Raw genomic sequence first — 12,814 nt, forward strand, 5'->3', positions numbered from 1 at the left:
GGCGCGAGGTCCACGGAGGACCATCGGAACGGTCGGTATCGCCTCCGCGGCGTCGCGCCTCAGCTGTGCGTCGTGTTCGCCCGGATCTCCTCGACGGACAGCTCCGGTGCGCCGCCTTCCGCCGCCGCCGGGTCCATCCAGACGAAGTCCCAGTGGTGGCCGTCGAGGTCGTCGAAGCTCTTGGAGTACATGAACCCGTGGTCCTGCTCGCCGGCCGGGGTCGCGCCCGCGGCGAGGGCCCTGCCGTGGAGGGTGTCGACCTCCTCCCTGCTGTCGGCGCTGAGGGCGAGCTGCACCTCGGTCGAGGTGGTGGCGTCGATGATCGGCTTGCTGGTGAACTCGGCGAAGAACTCCCGCGTGAGCAGCATCGCCGTGATCGTGTCGCTGATCACCACGCTGACGGCGTTCTCGTCGCTGAAGCCCTCGTTGATCGAGTAGCCGAGCGACTCGTAGAAGGCCCTCGCCCGGGCGAGATCGGCGACGGCCAGGTTGACGAAGAGCATGGTGGGCATCGGTGCACCGTTCCTGTCGGGACGCCGGTGGCGCGCCGCCGCCGGTCGTGACTGCATGATGATGACCGGCCGGCGGCGGTGTCAAGGAAGCGCTGCCGAGACGGCGGTGGATGCCCGGTGCGGGGCGACCGGAGGAGGATGCGGCGCACGGATGCCGCGGATCTGCTGGACTGGCCTCGAGCACCGCAGCACGAGCAGGAGGGAGCGGAGATGATCCGGACCCTCGTTCCCACCGTCCTCGCGGCCGCCCTCCTCGCGGCCGGCTGGACCGCGATCGGACCCTCGCATCCGGTCTTCGCCGCGGTCGCGCAGGTGGTCCTCACCAGCTGGGCGGCCCTGACTTTCGGTGCGCGCACGCGTCCGCTCGAGCAGTCCTGGTTCGACGTGGGTCGCCGCGAGCCGGCGCTGCTGCGAGCGCTCGGGGTCGGCGTCTTCGGCCGGCTGCTCGACGTCGTCGGGTGGAACCGCCTCGTCACCCGCGAGCGCGGCTTCGACGGCACGCGCGCGGGACTGACCGCTCTCGATCAGCACACCCGCCGCTCCGAGGCGGTGCACCTCGCGTGCACGGCCGTCGGAGTCGCGCTCGCCCTCGCCGCGACGGTCACGGGTGCGACGGGCGGCGCGGCCTGGCTGCTCGGGTCGACGATCGCCGTCCAGCTCTACCCCGCGCTGCTGCAGCGGCTGGTGCGAGCGCGCATCCAGCGGGCGGGGCGGGCGGCGCGCGGTGCACTTCACGTCGCGGACTCGGGAGACAGCGCCCCCGGCGGCGGACCGACCACGGCTCCCGAAGGGCGGTGATCACGGGGTCCCCGACGCGCCGCGATCGTCACCGGGATCGGCCAGGGGATGGCGGCGCGCGAGGACATCGCGAGCCACGTCGGGCGGATCGCGCCGGTCGTCCTCCGCCGCCGTCAGCAGGAGAGCGAGGGCCGTGTCGGCGGGGACCCGCTGCGCTGCGCTGATGAAGCCGACGGCCTGCAGCACGGCGATCGTCCCCGGCGTGAGCGGGGCGCGGGATGCCGCCCAGCGACGGACCTCGGCGTCGTCCGTGTCCCCGGTCAGAGCGTCGGCCAGGGGGCGTGGAGGGAGGGCATGGGCGGGCCGGTCAGTGTCCGAAGCCGTGCTCGAGCTCGACGTCGAAGGTGATGTCGTCCTCGCTCGGCTGCACGGGGAACACTCCCGTGAGCGCCCTGGTGCGTTCGCGGATGCGGGCGACCTCGGCCGTGTTGTCCGGCTCGGGGAGATCGGAGGGAGTGGTCTCGGCGACCAGGGCGGCGCCGGCGTTGAGCAGGAACACCGCCTGCACGGTGCCGCCGTCGGCGCCGATGCCGGTGTACTCCACGCGGTCCGCCGTGCTGCTGGCGGCGAGGGCGACGCCGTACTCGACCAGAGCGTCCGCCGCGTCGTCTCCCACGAGGATCGTCTTGTTCGCGAAGAGGAGCTGCTTCATGCCCCCAGCGTGCGCAGCGCCGAGGCCGACGGGGGAGAGACTTGACAGCTCCTGGGGCGGTCGACAGACGCGACCGCGGCACCCGGTGACGCCCGGTCGCGCCGGTCCCGATCTGCTTCGTGCCGTCCAGGGGCGAAGCCGCTCGCACGGCTCCGCCCGTGCGAGCCGAGGCGGTCGCGCCCGTCGTCGTCGACGTCGCCGAGACGGCATCCGTGGCGTCGGCCGTCCTCTGAGCGACTGCAGATGAGCGCCTTCAGGCCGATCGCTCGGCGGTCAGGCCGACGAGCGACCCTCGGGACGCGAGGAGTCGGGCTCGGGCAGGACGAGCAGCCCTGGCGGGGCGTAGGAGTTCCCGAGGAGCAGTCGCACCCACTCCGCGCTGATCACGGGTGGTCGCCCGCCGTGGTACGTGAACCGCAGCGCGATGGCCGGATGCAGCCAGAGCGACGTCTTGCCGCTGCCGGCGCTGACGGAGGAAGAGGTCTTCCGTTGACGGACGGCCCGCTCACTCCAGGTCGGCCTGTGCCGACGGCCGGCAGGCCTTCGGCGCGAGTCAGCTCCGGAGGGGAGAGCCTGCTGCGTCGAAGCGGTAGCCGCCGAAGGCGCCGCTGAGCAGCGGGCGCGCCGTCGCGATCGCGGCCTGGACCCGGGGGAGGGCGAGGGAGGCCCGATGCGCCTCGGCGCTCTCCCACAGCTCGACGACGAAGACGGTGTCGGGCTGCTCGTCGTCGACCCCGACCTCGTAGAGCAGGCAGCCGGCGTCGACGAGGTCGTCGTTGTGCTCGGTGAGGACGGCGACGAGCTCGTCGCGTCTGCCGGGGACGGCCCCGAGGGTGCCGACGTTCACGAAGGTCATGCCGCGAGGGTACCGCCGAGGACACCGGCGGCGGGTGGCCGTCTCGCCGGTCGGAGTGCGGTCGGGACGTCACGCTGGACGGAGTCGCCGTGATCCCGCCTGCGAACCGCAGACCGGTCGCGCTCGGCCCGACGCCACGCCCGCTCGGGAGGATCGCGTCGCGAGAGAGGATCCCCGGTGGTCTCCGCGATCCCCGTCGGGTCCCACCGGCCAGGCGTGAGCGTGCTCGGACCGACGGAGTGCGCCCGATCAGCCGGCGGGCCTGCTGAACAGGTTGACGACGTTCCCGTCCGGGTCGCGGACGAGGGCGGAGCGGTTGCCCCACGGCATGGGGCTCGGCGGGAGCACCACGTCCTCGCTCCGGGGTGCGAGCTCGGCGAAGGCGCGGTCGACGTCGGCCACCTCGAACTCGAGCAGGACGGAGCGGTTCGACGCGGGGACGACGGCGCCGTCGAGCATCGCGACCGTCGAGGTGCGGGCGATCGCGAGGGTCGCACCCGCTCCCGTGAACTGCGCGAAGACCGGCGCCGGGCGCTCGGCCGGTCGGCCGACGACCTGCTCGTAGAAGGCGACGAGGCCGTCGAGGTCGTCGGTGACGATGCGGAGGGAGGTGAACGACATGGGGCTCCTTCAGGGCCGGGATGAGGCGATGGCACCAGGCTCGCCGGTCGTCGCGACACCGTCCTGTCGGTGTTTCCGAAGATCGTCCACGACTCCGCGAGGTCCGCGGCGGCCGTCCCCGGAGCGGGTCAGTCGTCGACGACGGACCGCAGCCGTCCGTACTGGAGCGCGAGGTCCTCGGCTCGCAGGGTGCGCTGCGGAGGCCGCTCGTCGGTCACCTCGACCGACAGCATCCGGTCGCCGCGGAACGCCCTGACCCCTTCCCGCAGCCGGCACCACGCGATCAGGTACCAGTGCTCCTCCTTCCCGATCGAGCCGAGCGGTTCGACGTCGCGGACCGACTCCGCGCCGCTGCTGTCGCGGTAGCGCAGCCGGACGACACGATCCGCTCGGAGGGCCGTCGCGAACTCCGCCGGGACGACCGCCTCCTCCTCGCTCTCGAGGAAGTGCACCCGGGAGGCGACCGCGCCGGCGCGGGCGGCCACGTCGTCCGGCAGGACCGCGAGCGTCTTCCGGGCAGCGGTCCTGGCTGCCTGCCGGAACGGACTGCGCTGCAGCGCGCTGAGGCCGATCAGCACGACGACGGCCTCCTCCACCGTGAATCCGGCCGGCCCGAGGGTCGCGGACGCGTCGATGACGTAGCCGCCCGTGCGGCCGGGCTCCGCCCAGATCGGCAGACCCGCCTGCTGCAGCGCGGACAGGTCCCGCTCGATGGTCCGCACCGACACCTCGAACCGCTCGGCGAGACGGCGCGCGCTCCGCGGCCGGGGCGAGACCGCCCGCAGCTCCTCGACGAGCCCGTACAGACGATCGGTGCGGTTCACCCGACCATCATCCGCCCGGGCCTTCGGGGTGGCGTCCGTCGCCGGACTCACTGCGGAGAGATCTCCGCGGCAGCGGCCGCCGCGGGGCGCCTGCGGGAGGAGCCGTCCTGACGGTGGGCCGCCCCTGGGAGTCGCCCGTCTACTCCGCGAGCGCGCGCAGGTGCACCGCCGCCCAGGAGCGGAACGGCGTCCACGTCTCGGAGATCTCGTCGATCGACCGGTCGTCGCCGTAGCGCTTCGCGACTTCGTCGCTCAGCCTGCCCTCGTTGCGCGGCAGGACGTCGGGGAAGTTCGCGCCGCGGATCACGACGAGCTCGGCCGAGAACGGCCCCATCCCCAGGATGCTCTGCACCTGGACGAAGGCCTCGGCCGGCTGGAGCGAGCGCAGGTGGGAGCCGGAGAGCTGTCCGTCGAGGGCGGCCTCGGCGATCGCCTGCAGGTACTCCGCCTTGCGGTCGGGCAGGTCGAGGGACGCCGCACGCAGGACGGCCGGGGACGGGAAGGCTCCGTCATCACCGAGCTGCTGCGCGAGACGCGTCCTGACCGCCGCCGCCTGCCGGATCTGCAGCCGACGCGACAGGACCGTCCAGACCGCCGCCTCGTAGGGCGAGAAGAAGCCGCACGGCCGGAACCCGGGGAGCCGAGCCTGCGCGTCCGCGATGACCTCGTCGCGCGCCGCGACGTCGGGCCAGCTGCGCCCGTCGATGTCGATGGACAGCAGCCGACGAACCTGCTCGGTCGCGGCGTCCAGGTCGCCCGGGCCCTCGGCCACGATGCGGGCGGACGGCCCGTCCTGGGTGACCGCGACGTCCACTCGCTGCCAGTCGGCATCGCAGAGGAGGGCGGAGCGGATGCCCGCGGCCTGCGGCTGCGACGCGAGCCGGTTCGGGGTGAAGCCCTTCCAGAACCGCTGGGTGGTGGCCAACGACCAGGGCCCGAGGATCTCGTGAACGGTCTCGAGTCGAGTCACGGTCGGGCCTCGGGGCGCTGAGCGGCGGCAGGACCGTCGGTCCCGGAGGGGGTGGACGAGCCGTCGGGCGGTTCATCGGCGGGTGCCGCATCGGTCGACCGTTCTCCGAAGAGGAAGGCCTCGCCGTCGGAGTAATGGCTGTTCACGCTCAAGTGCTCGGCGAAGCGCTCGTCCCCGAACGCCGCTGTCAGGTCGTCGGCCGAGCGCCACTGCACGTACTCGATGATCCGATCGCTCCGGAGGTCGCGGAAGAAGCTCGTCGAGACGAAGCCCTCGAGCGTTCTGATGTGACCGCGCGTCTCGCTCTCGTTGTACTCGGCCATCCATGCCTGCTTGCCCGCGACGGGCGCCAGTCGGATGATCTCGTGGGCCGCCGTCGGGGCAGCGCGCACCGGATCGACGGGAGTCGCGTCGTCCGGGCTCGCCGTCGCCGAGGTGGTGAACCGGTAGATCCCCTCGTCCACGCGCCACGACGATTCAGTGCGGCTCAGTTCCGCCGCGAAATCCTCGGCGTCGTGGCGGCTGCGCCAGAAGAGCCGACCTAAGAGGAGATCGGTGCCGGGGGAGGAGGGCGGGCCGAGCACGCGGCCCTGCGCCAGCCGGATCGCTCCGCCGTACCCCGTCCTCGGACGTGCGAGCGCTGCCGGCGAGGTGGCCGGATCGGACCGTTCCGACGCCGCGCCGCTCGGCTGCGCTTCTGCGCTGACCACGACGACGAAGGGGGACGCGTCACCGTCGACGGTGGTGCTTCGTGAGGACACTGACATGGGAGGACCTCCGGGCTTCGAGGACGCCGGAGGTTTTCAGCCCCGGATCGACACCGCCGGTGAGACGGGTCGACCACTCCGATGAGAATCGGTCAGGCGATGACGGTACACCACTTCCCTCCCGCCGCCCCGATCCCGGACGCCCGATTCGCATCCCTCGGGTGAAGCGGTCGGTCCCGCTCGGCGGTGACGGGGACAGCCGCCCGACCGGCGACCGCGGCTCAGTACTGCGCCTGCTCGTGCACCTCGACCGAGCCGTAGAGGGGGGCGCGTCGGGCGTACCGCACGGCGTCGTCCCGGGTCGGGCAGTCGAGCAGGTAGTAGCCGACGAGGGCTGACCGCTCCTCCGCTCGGGACGGGGCCGGAGTGCCGCCTTCTCTTCGCGCCGCGGTCAGATCCGTCTCGACGGAGACGTCCCCGGAGGCGTCGGCGAAGCGTCCGGAGTCGACGAGGACGCCGTCCGCCTTCAGCGACGCGTCGTAGTCCGCCCAGGCCGCGTAGTCCTCGGGCGCATCGCCCCCGGCGTAGCTGCCGTCCGACCGCATCACGAGCATGATCTTCATCGCGCCTCCTGGTTCATCCGACCACCGTTCCCCCGGCGGCCGCCTCCGCGGTCGGATCGCCCCCGGGAACCGGCACGCCGAGCCTCCGACCATTCTGGGTCGAGGTGACCGTGCAGGGAAGGGATCGCTACGGAGCGGGATCGTCCGCGTCGAGGGCCTGCTGGAGGAGCCGGAGCGCCTTCGGCCCGACTCCGTGGAGGGTTGCGAGACGGTCGAGGCCCACCCGCCTCACGTCGTCCACATCGTGCACGCCCGCGTCCTCGAGCGCACGGGTGGCCGGGGCGCCGACGGCGGGAAGCGGTCGCGGATCCATACGTCCGACACTACGAACCGGACGACCGTGCCGACAGCCGATCATTCGGCGACTTCTGGCGGCGGGTGATTCCGGCGGCTGTCGTCACGGCAGCAGCGGCGGCGAAGGCGACCGTCGTGCCCTCGTGGTCGTGGTCCCGGGTGGATGGAGGGCCCTCCCGGGCGAGGTCGTCCGCTCAGGCCGCGGGAGTCGGACGCGGAGGCGCCGTACTGCCGCGTTCGACGATCTCAGGGCCGAGGAGGCGCACGACGTACGCCTCCTCGGTGTCGGTCGCGCCTTCGATCCGGCGGACGAGCTGACGCACCGCCATGCTCCCGAGCCGGTCGGGTGCGCTCTCCACGAAGGAGTAGGGGAGCGAGAAGGTGCGCGCGAACTCCTCCGAGAACCGGCCGAGCACCGAGACGTCCTCCGGGCTCCTCGTGCTCCGCGCTCCCAGAACGCTCGGAAGTGCCGCTGCGGCCGCCTCGTTGTTGACGAGCAGGCCCGTCGCCCGCGGGTGCGCGTCGAGCAGATCTCCGAGCGCCCGGCCGACGTCCGGCTGGGTGGAGGGCGCGAACGACGTGTGCAGTCGGATGCCGTGGGCGTCGGCGGCCTCGAGAGCGGCGTCCTGCAGGCGCCAGACGTAGGCGCCGCCGCGATCGACGACGTGCTGGGGCGGGGACACGAGCACGAGCTCCCGATGCCCGAGGGCGTGGAAGTGCTCGATCATCGCGCGACCGGTCTCCTCGAAGTCGAGGTCGAAGACGTCGACGCCGGAGCAGTCCCTCGGCAGGCCGACGAGGGCGCCCGGCTGCCGGGCGTTGCGCAGGATGTCCAGCCGCGGATCGTCCACGGCGACGTTGAGCAGGACGATCCCGTCGACCATGCGGGAGTCGCTGATGCGTCGCAGGGCGCTCGTGCCGTCGGCGTCGGTGACCAGCAGGATGTCGTATCCGAGCTCGCGGGCCATGTTCGAGACGCCGAGGGTGTACTGCAGCATCGCGGGGGCGAACTCGTCCTCGAGGAACTGCGCCAGCAGGCCGATGACCCGGGTCTGCGAGGTCGCCAGCGATCGCGCGCCCGCGTTGGGCGTGAACTCCAGGCGACGAGCCGCAGCGAGCACTCGTCGGCGCACTTCGGCCGAGATCGGGCGGTTGCCCGAGAACGCGTAGGACGCGGTGCTGCGGGAGACGCCCGCTTCGCGGGCGACGTCTGCGATGGTGGCCACTGTCGTTCTCCTCGGAGGCTGTCGGACGGCGAGGACCGGTCGGACTGCTGCCGGCTCTCCGCTCAGGTGCAGGAGAGCACGCGGCGGTCGCACCTCATGCTCCTGCATCCAGGGGTCGCTGCCGGTCCGGGTGGGGGGCGCCCCAGCTGCGCCCAGCCTGCCGTGGCATGCCCCGCACACGCTCGAGGCGCCCCGTACGGATACGGGGCGCCTCGAGGTCCGGGTCAGTTCAGGGTGAACTGGACGGTGGTGGTGTTCCCGGCGACGTCGTGGACGACCATGGTGTTGGCACCCTTGACCGCGCCGAAGACGCCCGGCTTGATGAAGTTCACGTCGGACCACGCGTTGTCGGTGAGATCCTTCACGCGACCGTTGATGACCGCCCTGTCGATCCTGCCCGCGTCGTACAGCTTGAAGCTCACCTGGTCGTAGACGCCCTTCTCACCGGTGGTGAAGGAGGGCTCGGTCTTGACCGTGGCCGTCGGCGCCGTGCTGTCCAGCGTCACCGCGAAGGTCTTCGTGGGCGCGATGTTGCCCGCGAGATCCTCCGCGTTGTACTTGACGGTGTAGTTCCCGTCGGGCAGCTGCACCGTGGCCGAGTGCGATCCGGTCCTCGCTCCACCGGCGACCGGGGACTGCGTGCTCGTGACGAGCTTGCCGTCCTTGTAGATGTTGGCCACGATGCGCTTCAGTCCGCGGTCGTCCGTCGCGTCGACCTGGACGGCCAGTGCGGAGAAGGGGCCCGCCGTGGTGGGCGACCCCAGCGTGACCGCCGGCTTGGTCGTGTCGGCGACGGCGACCGGCGTGAGCGTCCAGAACCGGTCGGCGGTCTGGGCGTCGGTCGCGGTGCTGGTGGTGGCTCCGTCGGTTCCGAGCACGATGGTCCCGTTCCGGTTGTTCCCCGAGGAGTCCTGGAGCGCGGCTCCGGACGCCTCGTCGAACGCGTACTGCGCGACGGTGCCCGCCGCCGCCCGGCCGCCGGCCAGAGCGGCCACGTCGGCCGCGGACAGCGCCCGGTCGTAGACGGCGAAGTCGTCGATCGCGCCGTCGTAGGCCGGGTCCCCGTACTGCGACTTGCCCAGGTAGTTCCGGTTGGTGTTCCCGAGAGCCGACGGCTTCACCGTCATGTTCGGGTTCGTGGCGACGACCGTGCCGTTGAGGTACATCGTGCCCTGCGTGCCCGAGACGGTGACGACCACGTTCGACCACTGGTTGAGCGGGAAGTTCTGACCGCCGTAGGTCAGTCGCTGCTCGCCCCCGGCGCCGGTGTTCGTGATGGCGAACCGCGGTCCGGCGCCCCCGGCGTTGAGGGTGAGGAACATGTTGACGTTCTGGCCCGTGCCGAAGTCGAAGACGCGGGAGTAGTTCGTCAGCGACGCCGGCTTGATCCAGGTCGAGACCGACCAGTCGCCGGTGAGTCCGCTGACGATTCCGCTGGGGAGCGACCCGTACGACGCCGTCTTGCAGAAGTCCAGTGCCGTGCCGAACCTGCCCGGCTGGCGGGCTCCGCTGACCTGGCAGTTGGAGGTCGGTGCGCCGTCGGACCACTGGATGACCGCAGCGCCCGCGTCCTTGCTCAGGTTGAGGACCCCGAGCGTCTTGCCCGTCGCGTAGTTCGCGAGGCGGACCTTCCCCTTCCCGTCGGGGATGAGCTGCCAGAGCTGCTCGTCTCCGCCGTTCGCGTCGGCGATCACCGCGGCTGCTCCGTTGGACGTCGCGGCGCCGGCGATGGTCAGGGCGCGTCCGCTGGGCGTGTGGATGACGCGGTAGAGGCCCTGGCCCGCTGCCGTGATCCTCCACGCTTGTCCGGTCGAGGTCGCGGAGTCGGCCTGGACGACCGGCGTCCCGTTCGCGGTCGCGCCGCCCTGCGTGGCGAGCTGCAGACCGGAGTTCGCGTTGCCCACGGTGTAGTCGCCCGCCAGGCTGGTCGGGCTCTTCTCCGGGGTGACGATCACCTGGTAGCCGTAGGTCGGGTTCATCACGATGGGCACCGTGATCGATCCGTCGCTGGCGACCTCGTAGGTCGTGTTCGAGATGGTGACCGGGCCGTCGGTCTTCACCGTGCGGCCGTAGGAGGCGGTGAAGTCCACCTGGACGTCGACCTTCGAGCCGAGCGACAGCTCGTCGAGCCCGTTGACCTTGATGGACGTGGCTCCGGTGTTGCCGCCGGCGATGACGCGCACTTCGTCGCCCTCGTCGCTGACGGAGGCGGCGCCGTCGAGCGGGCTCTCGTTCGACGGCGGCGTGGTGGTCACCATCTGGCCGCTCATCTGGGCGTACCAGGTGTAGAGCCAGTACGCGCCGTTGGGGTCGCCGTTCCGTCCGGTGAGGAGGTCGCCCAGGGCGCCCGACTGGTTCCAGAACGGGAGCTCGGCGCGGGTGATCCCGTAGCGCTCGAGCTTCGCGATGTAGCCGACCAGCGGGCCGGACAGGCCGACCTCGGCGGGTGCCGCGTACTCGGTGATGTCGATGGGCGGCTCGGGGAGGTCGAGGTCGTCGAGGATGGCCCGGACCTTCTCGACGTCGCCCTTGATCTTCGAGGAGCGGATCAGCTCGTGCCACTCGAGGACGTCCGGGAGGGTGTCGGTCGCCTTCGCGTGCTCGTAGAACGCGCGCATGTTCGTGATGTTGTCGGAGTAGGCGGGGCCCTGGATCGGCATCTCGGGGTCGAGGGTGCGGATCAGACGGTAGGTCTCGGTCCAGAGATCGAAGAAGGAGCCGTTCGACGCCTGCCAGGTGATATCGGGCTCGTTCCAGATGGCATAGGCGACGATATTCGTCTTGCCGGACGCCTGGGTGTCCTGGACCATCTTCTCGACGGCCGGGAGCCAGGAGGCCTTGTCGTATCGATAGGGCCAGCCGGGCAGGTAGTCCACCAGGCGGACGACGACGCCCGCACCGGCCGCCTTCGCGGTGTCGGCGACCGACAGAGCGTCACCGGTCGGCTGCTGGGTGCCCCCCTCGGGCTTCTGCACGAAGGTGTGCGGCTTGATGGGGAGGATCTTGTCGAGGGACGGGACGCCGGCGCTCGCCAGTCCGTACAGGGACCCGCTGGCCATGTGAGTGACGGGACGGAAGGGCTGGTCGGCTTCTACGACGAGCGTGGCTGCGGCTCCGGGTGCCGCTTCCGCGGGAGCGCCCACGGCGAGGACGCTCCCCGCTGCGACGACCGCGGCTGAGACGACTGCTGCGAGGACACGACGCCCGCGGATCCGACGGCGCTGTCGCCGGTCGGCATCCGTGGGAGGCGTCTCGCGTAGAGCGATGGATCTGTTCATCTGCTGTATCTCCATTGATCGAGCGATTGGTCGAACCTGTCCGCACAGTGCTGCATAGATCATCGAACCGGTTCGATGTGGATTAAAGCATTAACTGGCCGAGGCCTCAATACCTCTGAGCTCTTCGAGCCTTTCGCGCCTGATGCGACATGATGCGTTCGTATCTTTCCGACACCTCTGCACCAGAAGTTGCGAAAGCTTATGAGGACCGTCGAGTGACGCAGGAAAGAGCTGTCGACGGCGTCTCGTCCTGGGCGCGTCTCACGGGGAGGACCGTGCGGGAGCGGATCCCGGCTGGGCCGCATCGTCCAAGGTCTCGGCCCGGACCGTTCACCGGGGCGGGGTCGAGGGAGAAGCCCCTCCGCCGCGACGAGCGGCAGAGCAGCGACCCTCAAGCGGTTCGGACCTCTACCGTTGCACCCGTGCCCCTCCTTCTCGCCGGCCAGCTGTCGTGAGAGCGCTCGTCGCCTGGCTCGAGCACCGCCAGATCCCGCTCTACCTCGCCGCGATCGCCGCCGGCGCCGCTCTCGGACTGCTGCTGCCCGCCGCGCACCACCTCGAGGTCGCGATCGAACCGGTGCTCGCGCTGCTGCTGTTCGCCACGTTCCTCGGGGTCCCGTTCGCCGCGATCGGACGGTCTCTGCGCGACGGCCGCTTCCTCGCCGCGGTCGGGGTGCTGAACTTCGTCGTCGTGCCGCTCGTCGCCTACGGGCTGTCCCGATTCGTCGCCGACACTCCGGTGCTGCTGTTCGGGGTCCTCCTGGTGCTCCTGACGCCGTGCATCGACTACGTGATCGTGTTCGCCGGGCTCGCCGGAGGGGCGTCCGACCGGCTGCTCGCCGCCGCACCGCTGCTGATGCTCGCGCAGATCCTCCTCCTCCCCGTGTATCTGCTGCTCTTCATCGGTCCTGCGGGGGTGGCGGTGGTCGACGCCGGTCCGTTCGCGCGGGCGTTCCTGCTGCTGATCGTGGTGCCGTTGTCTGCGGCCGGGCTGGTGCAGGCCCTGGCGCGCCGACACAGAGCCGGCCGAATCGTCGAGTTCACGATGCTCGGGCTCATGGTGCCGCTCATGACGGCCACGCTCTTCACCGTCGTCGCCTCCCAGGCCGGCGCCGTGGGCGCCTCGGCCGGCCGGCTTCTCGTCCTCGTCCCGCTCTACGCGGGATTCCTCGTGGTCATGACCGCTCTGGGGCTGGGTGCTGGACGCGTCTTCCGGCTCGACGTGCCCGCGACGCGCGCCCTCGTGTACAGCGGCGCGACCCGCAACTCGCTCGTCGTGCTGCCCCTCGCACTCGCGCTCCCGGCACCGCTGTCGCTCGCGCCCGTCGTCGTCGTCACGCAGACTCTCGTGGAACTCGTCGGCATGGTCGTCCTCGTCCGACTGCTCCCTCGGCTCGCCCGAGACCGAGCAGCGCGGGCCGGCCCGGTCTGAGGCGGACTCACCAGCGCCCGA

Annotated in this window: 14 protein-coding genes; 2 read left to right on the top strand and 12 right to left on the bottom strand. The window is 71.3% G+C overall.

Annotation, left to right across the window (positions count from 1 at the left end):
* Positions 1-59 precede the first annotated feature (59 nt).
* Complete coding sequence (locus C5C56_RS11725; protein ID WP_104226538.1) at positions 60-512, bottom strand: VOC family protein; 453 nt, start codon at positions 510-512, stop codon at positions 60-62.
* Between the two features lie 210 nt (positions 513-722).
* On the opposite strand from C5C56_RS11725, the gene C5C56_RS17905 reads away from it, so the two are divergent.
* Positions 723-1,310: a hypothetical protein gene (locus tag C5C56_RS17905; RefSeq protein ID WP_181137592.1), complete on the top strand. Its 588-nt coding sequence runs from the start codon at positions 723-725 to the stop codon at positions 1,308-1,310.
* Here the strand turns inward: C5C56_RS17905 and C5C56_RS11735 are convergent, their stop codons facing one another.
* The 11 genes from C5C56_RS11735 to C5C56_RS11790 all read right to left on the bottom strand — a co-directional run bounded on the left by C5C56_RS11735 (position 1,311) and on the right by C5C56_RS11790 (position 11,142).
* On the bottom strand, positions 1,311-1,496 hold the full coding sequence (locus C5C56_RS11735; protein WP_104233977.1) for a hypothetical protein: 186 nt from the start codon (positions 1,494-1,496) through the stop codon (positions 1,311-1,313).
* A gap of 121 nt (positions 1,497-1,617) precedes the next feature.
* Entirely contained in the window at positions 1,618-1,962 is a 345-nt protein-coding gene (locus C5C56_RS11740; RefSeq protein WP_104319651.1) for a hypothetical protein, read from the bottom strand.
* A gap of 553 nt (positions 1,963-2,515) precedes the next feature.
* Positions 2,516-2,818 carry a putative quinol monooxygenase gene (locus C5C56_RS11745; protein ID WP_104226533.1) on the bottom strand — a complete coding sequence of 101 codons (303 nt, stop codon included), beginning with the start codon at positions 2,816-2,818 and terminating at the stop codon, positions 2,516-2,518.
* Positions 2,819-3,067: 249 nt separating this feature from the next.
* Positions 3,068-3,439: a VOC family protein gene (locus C5C56_RS11750; protein ID WP_104309649.1), complete on the bottom strand. Its 372-nt coding sequence runs from the start codon at positions 3,437-3,439 to the stop codon at positions 3,068-3,070.
* A 128-nt stretch (positions 3,440-3,567) separates the two neighbouring features.
* Complete coding sequence (locus tag C5C56_RS11755) at positions 3,568-4,263, bottom strand: YafY family protein (RefSeq protein ID WP_104319652.1); 696 nt, start codon at positions 4,261-4,263, stop codon at positions 3,568-3,570.
* Between the two features lie 139 nt (positions 4,264-4,402).
* The gene (locus C5C56_RS11760) at positions 4,403-5,233 is read right to left on the bottom strand and encodes a DNA-3-methyladenine glycosylase (RefSeq protein ID WP_104268968.1); all 831 of its coding nucleotides are present in this window, start codon (positions 5,231-5,233) and stop codon (positions 4,403-4,405) included.
* A complete protein-coding gene (locus tag C5C56_RS17910) occupies positions 5,230-5,994 on the bottom strand; it encodes a hypothetical protein (protein WP_181137593.1) in 765 nt (254 codons plus the stop codon). The genes C5C56_RS11760 and C5C56_RS17910 overlap by 4 nt, the downstream gene beginning before the upstream one ends.
* 227 nt (positions 5,995-6,221) lie before the next feature.
* Positions 6,222-6,563, bottom strand: a complete 342-nt coding sequence (locus C5C56_RS11775; protein WP_181069173.1) for a YciI family protein — start codon at positions 6,561-6,563, stop codon at positions 6,222-6,224.
* A gap of 127 nt (positions 6,564-6,690) precedes the next feature.
* On the bottom strand, positions 6,691-6,876 hold the full coding sequence (locus tag C5C56_RS11780) for a DNA-binding protein (RefSeq protein ID WP_104223264.1): 186 nt from the start codon (positions 6,874-6,876) through the stop codon (positions 6,691-6,693).
* 175 nt (positions 6,877-7,051) lie between these two features.
* A complete protein-coding gene (locus tag C5C56_RS11785) occupies positions 7,052-8,083 on the bottom strand; it encodes a LacI family DNA-binding transcriptional regulator (protein ID WP_104260243.1) in 1,032 nt (343 codons plus the stop codon).
* Positions 8,084-8,307: 224 nt separating this feature from the next.
* Entirely contained in the window at positions 8,308-11,142 is a 2,835-nt protein-coding gene (locus C5C56_RS11790) for a LamG-like jellyroll fold domain-containing protein (RefSeq protein ID WP_219812193.1), read from the bottom strand.
* 670 nt (positions 11,143-11,812) lie between these two features.
* Between C5C56_RS11790 and C5C56_RS11795 the strand changes: the two genes are divergently transcribed.
* Positions 11,813-12,793 (top strand): arsenic resistance protein, encoded by a 981-nt coding sequence (locus C5C56_RS11795; RefSeq protein ID WP_104288398.1) that lies wholly within the window; start codon positions 11,813-11,815, stop codon positions 12,791-12,793.
* Positions 12,794-12,814: the final 21 nt, after the last annotated feature.

It is taken from the genome of Rathayibacter sp. AY1D1 (assembly GCF_002932635.1).
GTDB lineage: Bacteria > Actinomycetota > Actinomycetes > Actinomycetales > Microbacteriaceae > Rathayibacter.

What these genes read in the sequence shown, in the direction of transcription:
- C5C56_RS11725 (WP_104226538.1), bottom strand. Translation starts at nt 512, where the DNA reads ATGCCCACCATGCTCTTCGTCAACCTGGCCGTCGCCGATCTCGCCCGG.
- C5C56_RS11790 (WP_219812193.1), bottom strand. Translation starts at nt 11,142, where the DNA reads ATGGCCAGCGGGTCCCTGTACGGACTGGCGAGCGCCGGCGTCCCGTCC.
- C5C56_RS11750 (WP_104309649.1), bottom strand. Translation starts at nt 3,439, where the DNA reads ATGTCGTTCACCTCCCTCCGCATCGTCACCGACGACCTCGACGGCCTC.
- C5C56_RS11780 (WP_104223264.1), bottom strand. Translation starts at nt 6,876, where the DNA reads ATGGATCCGCGACCGCTTCCCGCCGTCGGCGCCCCGGCCACCCGTGCG.
- C5C56_RS17905 (WP_181137592.1), top strand. Translation starts at nt 723, where the DNA reads ATGATCCGGACCCTCGTTCCCACCGTCCTCGCGGCCGCCCTCCTCGCG.
- C5C56_RS11775 (WP_181069173.1), bottom strand. Translation starts at nt 6,563, where the DNA reads ATGAAGATCATGCTCGTGATGCGGTCGGACGGCAGCTACGCCGGGGGC.
- C5C56_RS11745 (WP_104226533.1), bottom strand. Translation starts at nt 2,818, where the DNA reads ATGACCTTCGTGAACGTCGGCACCCTCGGGGCCGTCCCCGGCAGACGC.
- C5C56_RS11740 (WP_104319651.1), bottom strand. Translation starts at nt 1,962, where the DNA reads ATGAAGCAGCTCCTCTTCGCGAACAAGACGATCCTCGTGGGAGACGAC.